The organism is Bacillus sp. SSR7 (assembly GCF_055902415.1).
In genome coordinates, this window is sequence record NZ_JBVVXV010000014.1 from 157,768 (window position 1) to 164,905 (window position 7,138).

The window sequence follows — 7,138 nt, forward strand, 5'->3', positions numbered from 1 at the left end:
CACATTATTATCGGTAACGAAGAAAAAGACGAATCCCTATTTTCACAAAGGAATCGTCTTTTTTGTTCTATGGTTCTATACAGTTTTTTTACATTCCTATACTGCTGAGGTTTTAGGGCCCTTGTCAGTTATTGGATTAGCCGAAAAACTGTATAAAATATCGTGTATTACGTGGAGCTGGTATAACTTTTGTAATTATTTTTGGATCAGCTTGTGCTAAACAATCTACTTTATTTCCATTGAATTCTTTGATGGTAATATTAGGTCTTTTTAATTTTTATGCCATATATTTTTAACGATTTTTGGAAGACTGGAGTATGGTTTGTCTCCATCTTTTTAATCTCTTACAAAAAAACGGCCGAAAATCTCACCGGTATGAGAAGAAGACAGTCTTTGATATTCTGGGCATTGTATATGAGTATAGTGGTTTGAGAAGGAAAAAGAAAGCTGCATAATTTTTTAAAATGATGCCCATCTAGGTTTATTTGGCATGCACATTTATAAGAGTGTACCTCTACTTTAAGAATATTTTAGTCCTGATGAACGAAAGTTCATTTTGTTCCTGTTCTTAAATTGATGGCCATGGGGTTCAAACAATAAAAGATGGAATCCAATATACGACACCAGTACAAGATATCCACATTGAAGCGAAAGATAGTTTAACAAGAATTGTTGCCATTATGCCAGTCGGAACAACGAAAGAACAAGCAAAAGAAGTAGGCGATTCATTGGCACGACAAGTAGCAAGTTTTGGAACGATGGGATTATATGTTGATTTACACTCACCTAGCAAAGACTATTTAGGAGAATACTGGGAGAATTTTAGCGGTGATATTGGTATCTTTGACAGTAATGAAAAACAGTTAGCACGTGGATACATTGATAAATTGAATCCAACTAAAATAAAATGGTAACTTTGATAGAAAACGAGTTATTTTTTGGGATTGGTTAGTTGCTGTTGTAGTTTGATGGCGATACTCCAAATTACAAATATCTTATGAGTATAAGCGTTTCTATAACTCTACTAGTGTATGTTTGTGCCTAATAATAGAAAAAGCTCTCACAATTGATGTGAGAGCCTTATAACTAAATTATACTATTTCATTCTGGGTTCCTATCACATCGCCATCAACTAAAAAATGTTTGTTCCCACAAAAACGAAACTCAGGAAGAAGCAAAAGAAGTTGTAAACGACATTACCTGGAAATCCAAACATACGGAACGCTCATTCTTTCCCATTATGTTGGGGTATGGATCACTGGTAGCTTTTTTGAGAAGCTAAATGTGTTTATAATAAAACTGATGAATCGGATAATATGTAGTCCATAAAAAATCATGGCCATTTCCATAGGATGGCCATGATTTTTTATATACAAAGGAAAAGACACCTTAAGGTGCCTTCCTCTGACTTAAACCACTTTAATTTTAATCACATCATTTTACAATCACAAATGTATCTTTTATCTTTCATATGATATTTTATCATTTTTTCAGTTAATTGCATAAAACTGGTGAAAGATAGGTTATTTTTTGTAAATTCCTCTTCTCCATATCCATTCAATGGGACCATAGCGGAAATATTTACTCCAAATTTTGCTGAATATAATTTGTACAAAAATAATTAAAATCCCGAAGATACATAGTTGCCAGTAATATACCCGTGAGACATCTTTAAAGTACAACGAAAGAATGACAATAGTTAGTATGCTTTGGCTAATGTAATTTGTTAAAGCATACTTGCCTACGTTCATAAAAGGTTTCAGCCGCTCTATATATTTTCTATTCTCACAAACCCTAAGTAGAGTACAAATATAGAATATAGCTAGCGTTTTCCCTCCAAATAGAATCCATAGTTTAATATTCTGAGAGTAATAGATATCGGTTTTTATAAAATAGTAGATAATAGGACAAGAGAGAAGACATGAAATGCATAACGAACTCCACTGGATAAATCTAATTTTTTCTGTTAATTCCGGTACCCTTTTAAAAATATCTTTCTTACCAGCCCATAAACCAATTAAAAATAAGCCTATATATTCTGGAATTCCTACTAGTAATTGTTGAAATTCCTCAATCATTAAAAAGAACAGACGAGCCTTTACTTGATGTGAATAATGTGAAAATAGATTTATAGTGTGATTGTTAGTGTTGCCTGTAAACATATATTGATAGTAACTTGGTACGGCAGAAATAGAAGGATTTGCTTGTATAAATAAAATAGCATGTAATGTATAGCTAACAAATAGAGAGATGCAGCCAACTATAAAAATTAGCTTTGTGGATCGCTTATAAAAGAACAATAGGATAAAACCAGCTAAGGCATATGCGTGTAGAATGTCTCCATACCATAGAAAGATAAAGTGGACTAAACCAAAGAGTAGTAAGATAAACAATCTACGGCTAAACAGCTTATACATAGAATTGCCTTTTGCTTCAGCATTTTTTATAAAGATATAAAACCCTACTCCAAATAAGAACGCAAAAATAGTATAGAATTTTGCCTGTATAAACAAATCTATTAAAAAACGAATCACTTTATCTGTACCGGAGTATCCTGCTTGATTAAAGGGATCTAGTCCCGTCATAGTAGGGAGGTTAGCAAATAGGATACATATTATGGATATTCCTCTTATTATGTCTAAAGAATGAATACGAGCGTTTTGTTGCATGTTAATTCTCCTTTCTTACAAAGAAAAACGAGCACTATATTAACTAGCGCTCGAATTACGTCTCGCAAAGAATCCGTCATATGTAGCTGCTGACACTGCACCTTCTAGGCGTTCAATTTCTTCGCCTCTGTTATAAGCTACAACAACTGGAGTACCAGGAATGTCGAACTCTTGAAAGGCACTTTGATTTTCTGGGGTAGAGATATCAATACGATAGATAGTTCTATCATGCTTTTTTGACATACTATTTATATCTGGTGCAGCCTTTTTACAATAATGACAGGTTGGTTGATAGTAATACGCAATGAACTCTTCATGTGATTGTATTTTTTGCTTTAATTCTTCTTTTGAAATATCCTTTATATTTTCAGGTGATCCTTTTACATCTGCAGCAGATACAATTGTTTTTTCAGGTGTTACTATTTCTGTTTTGACTGATTCGTTTTTAGTTAAAGTAAAGATCGTGATACCAATAACACATAAAGTTGTTATAACTGCTCCGATTTTGTAGATTTTTTTCATAGTAAATTCCTCCTTAAAGTAAAAAAAAGGACAAACCTCGCCCGAGTTAACAGGGCGTAAGGTTTGTCCTTCACGCTACGTACAATAGAGTATAAACAATGGAAACAAATTTTCTATCCCTACAATACCATAATATTTATATAGGAATCTATATGAATTTAAAATAAAAGAAATAACTTAGTTTGTATAATTTCATGTACCAGATTGTATATAAAATAAATACAAAAACACAAGCAAGGGAGTTTTTGTGTTTCATCTAACTGTTAAGAACACTATTTCCTCCATTAAGCATAAATTCATTCAACAAACAATCTCTCAAAAAGTGTGTGTGTACTTATGAAGTGTGGCTTAAGTACATTTTGATACCTTTTGAAGTAGTTTGTGCTGCAATAAACGCACTTTATCTAAAGGTTTACCTATACAGATATACATAAACCTATAGGAAAATGCGTCTGTAAAGGTAATTTTAAACATTACGGATGTCTGTATATTTTATAAACATTTACAGACGTTTTTGTTATAATTATTTATGGGGTGTATGAAATGAAACATAAAACATTTGGATATGTACGAGTTTCCAGTAAGAATCAAAATGAAGAACGACAAATTCGAAATATGAAAGATTTAGGGATAGAAGATCGAGATATTTTTATCGATAGACAATCTGGTAGAAATATGCAACGCGAAAATTATCAAACGGTAAAACGTCTTGCTCGTACAGGTGATACCATTGTATTTGATTCTTTAACTAGACTAGGAAGAAGCATGAATGATGTCCTAGAGGAATTCAGATACTATGAAAAGCATGAGATTAATTTACAATTTATAAAAGAACCATTTATTAATGTAAATTACACACGTAAGAGTACAAATGATGTTATTCAAAGTGCTATTCAGAAAGCAACTCTTACCATTTTATCTGCTTTTGCAGAAAAAGAACGGCATGATATTAAACAGCGACAAGCGGAGGGTATGGCTCTAGCTAAAAGGCAAGGTAAGCGGTTAGGACGTCCTCCAGTAGAAATTACAGCCGAATTTATTGAAGCCTATAAAGAATGGAAGTCTGGTGGCATGACAGCAGTAGGAGTCATGAAGAAATATGGTATCAAACGTTCTTCGTTTTACAAACTTGCAAAGCAGTATGAAGAAACAAAACATAAAAATCTACTGAATGATTAATTATAATTTAGGAGGTTGTTATATGGAACATACAGCAAAAGTAAAAATTGGTGATTGCGTTCAATTTTTTTATCGTAAGAATCCTTCCTTGCAATTAACTGGATATGTGGTAAGAGTTTTAACGAATACCATTGTTGTAGATGTTTCAGATATGATGGAAGAGGAGTTAATTGATGCTAGACAGGTAGTAAAACATGGGCGTTATCATAAGATAACCCGTAAACAAGTAAAAAGTAAAGTTTCATGAAAATTGCTCTTAAAGAAATCTAGAAGCAGTTTTTCAAATGTCATATGCTGTCTTGAATACATTTATATATTGGCATTTTTGTTCGTATTTTGTATACTAAACGTGAGTTTTCCTTACAGTAGGCAATCTTTCAATTTCTATGAAAGCCAACTAATCTGTTAATTATGTATGGTAGCAAATAAGCTCTTATGTCCACGGATATAAGAGCTTATTTGCATATGAATCATTGTTTTTTATGTACAATGAAAGAAAAACATTATATGAGATGGAGAGAGGAAAACCCGTGTCCAACCAATAATTAGTGAATTTACACATAGATTTTGCTTTTAAACAATTATTTGGTACAAGTGGAAATGAAGATATTTTGATTACTTTTTAAACGCGATGTTACTGAATTCTTTGGAATCACCCATTGTTTCGTTACAATTAGAAGATCCACACTTGCACCGCGAGCATGAAGAGGATAAAATATCGATTTTAGATATTTCTGCTACATTAGATACCGGCACAAAGGTAAATGTGGAAATACAGTTGAATAACAATCATGACATGATTAAGAGAAGTTTATATTACTGGGGAAGACTATATACATCCCAACTACAAAAGGGGATGCCATATAGTTCTCTTCATAAAACCATTACGATTAATTTGTTAAATTTCGTTATGTTTCCTGAATATGAGGTATTTGATAGTTTTTCATAATATCACCTCTGGTAGTCATTATAGCCGCACTATCTGGAGTTTATGTGGAGATACAGTAGGAAACTTCATAGGGGGCACCATATCACTTTAAAAAAATTGTCTGCTAAGGGATTTATAAGGGTTATTGAGACATAATAAACGTTTATATACGGTAGTTCACTTTCTTCATTGTTGTATGGAACTCTTCTTTTCTGATAGGGGAGGATCTCTACATTGGGAATACGTCAATTTCTTTGGTGCATATAATTTTGAGGAGTTACATTTGACTAATTTACAATCCGTACGTCCTTTGTATATAAAAGAGCTGACTTATTTTTAATAAGGTGAAATATGGATGTTTTTTGTCTAAATGGACTTTGCTTGTTTTTTTTGAAATGTTAATGTTACTCTTTGTATGGCAAAGAATTAGATTATTGAATATTGGGAATAATTAGTTTAAATTCTATCAATTTACTACATATTACATTTATGTAAATATTATTATGAGGGATTTTTCAAGACTTTCCCCTAATAAAGTTTTGAAAAAGTTGTCTCTGTATTCTCCATGTTGTAAATATACAAAGAAGAGAGAAAAACAATATTATTATAATAGGATTTTAAAATAAAATTTATAATATTTTAAGAGAAAAAATACCTTCATTTCGACATAATGGAATGGATTTGGAAGGGGGCTATGTTACTAGCTTGTACAAATGAAGAAATTATCGTTTCAACAGGCAATGGCGAATCAATCGCGGAAATAGGTACTTTCCGTGTGAGAGTTGAAGTTGAAAATGCTGCTGGTTCAATTGATACAATGTACACAGTGTCAGTAAAATTAACACGATAAAATAATTGGGAATTGGAGGAATTTAACATGAAACCATGGAAAAAGAAAATGGGTATGACAATGTTAGCTTCAGCAATTGCATTAGGAGGTGTAGGTACTCTAGAATTAGTTAACCCCGTATCAAAAGTAGCAGCGGCTTCAGGTTACGGAGCTAGCGTAAATACAACAAAAGCAAATCATTATGTTGGTACAGATTCATATATAAATATTAAAATTAAAAATGACAACAAAGCTTATGAAGTTGAGCTTCGTATGCAACCACAAATTCAGCGTGCAAATGGCACGTGGGAAAATGTGAACAAGCCTTTAATTTCTTGGTTTGTACCTGGAGAATATGTAGGAATGAACATTGATATTGGTAAAGTCAATTACAATGGGGTAGGCATTTATGAAAAAGGAAAATATCGTTTGAAAGTTGATACGTACAAAACAACATCTTCAGGTTCTGTATATTTAGGAACGTTTAATACAGACGTATTTTATTTAAAATAATATCAATAATAAAACTCCCTTTTAGGAGTTTTCCGGGTAAGGTAAGAGGGATCGAGGATATAATAATAGATTCTTTTTAGGATAGAAAAATGCTAATCATTTAGAAGTATATTTATAGCGGACGCTCCTATGATGGGAGTATCCGTTTTTTGTTTTATCAGAAAAAGGGTATCGTAATGGGAGCATCAATAATTGACTACGATAATAAGCGACTGTCTTTTCTCATTTGATGGGGAAAGGAGGTGTAGCCAATGGATCTATTACTTCTAAAAACAAAAAGAAGAAGACCACCCGTCAGCCTCGCAAGCGTGGGAAGTCTTCTAAATCTAAAAGGAGTATTTAGTCGCAACCACTCACCTTACGGTAGCAGTTACTTGAAGAGATGTTGACGCGTCTCTTATTTTTATCATTTTAGCCAAGAAGACTCCTTCCTCAAGGAGCGCGAAGGGTCACAGCCCAGTGAGTAGGTAGGAGATGAATTGGCTTCGAACAAGGGAT

6 protein-coding genes and 2 pseudogenes are annotated in these 7,138 nt (G+C 32.8%); 6 read left to right on the forward strand and 2 right to left on the reverse strand.

Going from position 1 to position 7,138, the window contains the following annotated elements; all coding sequences use genetic code 11:
* Positions 1–584: 584 nt before the first annotated feature.
* Positions 585–914, forward strand: a pseudogene (locus AC0NJG_RS21910) (multimodular transpeptidase-transglycosylase / penicillin-binding protein 1A/1B); the annotation flags it as partial.
* 609 nt (positions 915–1,523) lie between these two features.
* On the opposite strand, the gene AC0NJG_RS21915 reads toward AC0NJG_RS21910, so the two are convergent.
* The gene (locus tag AC0NJG_RS21915; protein WP_474063432.1) at positions 1,524–2,669 is read right to left on the reverse strand and encodes a DUF418 domain-containing protein; all 1,146 of its coding nucleotides are present in this window, start codon (positions 2,667–2,669) and stop codon (positions 1,524–1,526) included.
* A 39-nt stretch (positions 2,670–2,708) separates the two neighbouring features.
* Complete coding sequence (locus AC0NJG_RS21920) at positions 2,709–3,191, reverse strand: thioredoxin family protein (RefSeq protein ID WP_173601861.1); 483 nt, start codon at positions 3,189–3,191, stop codon at positions 2,709–2,711.
* Positions 3,192–3,734: 543 nt separating this feature from the next.
* Here AC0NJG_RS21920 and AC0NJG_RS21925 point away from each other — a divergent pair.
* The 5 genes and pseudogenes from AC0NJG_RS21925 (at position 3,735) to AC0NJG_RS21945 (ending at position 6,640) form a co-directional block, all read left to right on the forward strand.
* Positions 3,735–4,370 (forward strand): recombinase family protein, encoded by a 636-nt coding sequence (locus tag AC0NJG_RS21925; protein ID WP_474063433.1) that lies wholly within the window; start codon positions 3,735–3,737, stop codon positions 4,368–4,370.
* A 22-nt stretch (positions 4,371–4,392) separates the two neighbouring features.
* On the forward strand, positions 4,393–4,617 hold the full coding sequence (locus AC0NJG_RS21930) for a DUF2187 family protein (RefSeq protein WP_474063434.1): 225 nt from the start codon (positions 4,393–4,395) through the stop codon (positions 4,615–4,617).
* Positions 4,618–4,918: 301 nt separating this feature from the next.
* Positions 4,919–5,304: pseudogene (locus AC0NJG_RS21935) on the forward strand (Rpn family recombination-promoting nuclease/putative transposase); the annotation flags it as partial.
* Between the two features lie 664 nt (positions 5,305–5,968).
* Positions 5,969–6,148 carry a hypothetical protein gene (locus AC0NJG_RS21940; RefSeq protein WP_474063435.1) on the forward strand — a complete coding sequence of 60 codons (180 nt, stop codon included), beginning with the start codon at positions 5,969–5,971 and terminating at the stop codon, positions 6,146–6,148.
* 27 nt (positions 6,149–6,175) lie between these two features.
* Positions 6,176–6,640: a DUF5065 domain-containing protein gene (locus AC0NJG_RS21945; protein ID WP_474063436.1), complete on the forward strand. Its 465-nt coding sequence runs from the start codon at positions 6,176–6,178 to the stop codon at positions 6,638–6,640.
* Positions 6,641–7,138 lie beyond the last annotated feature (498 nt).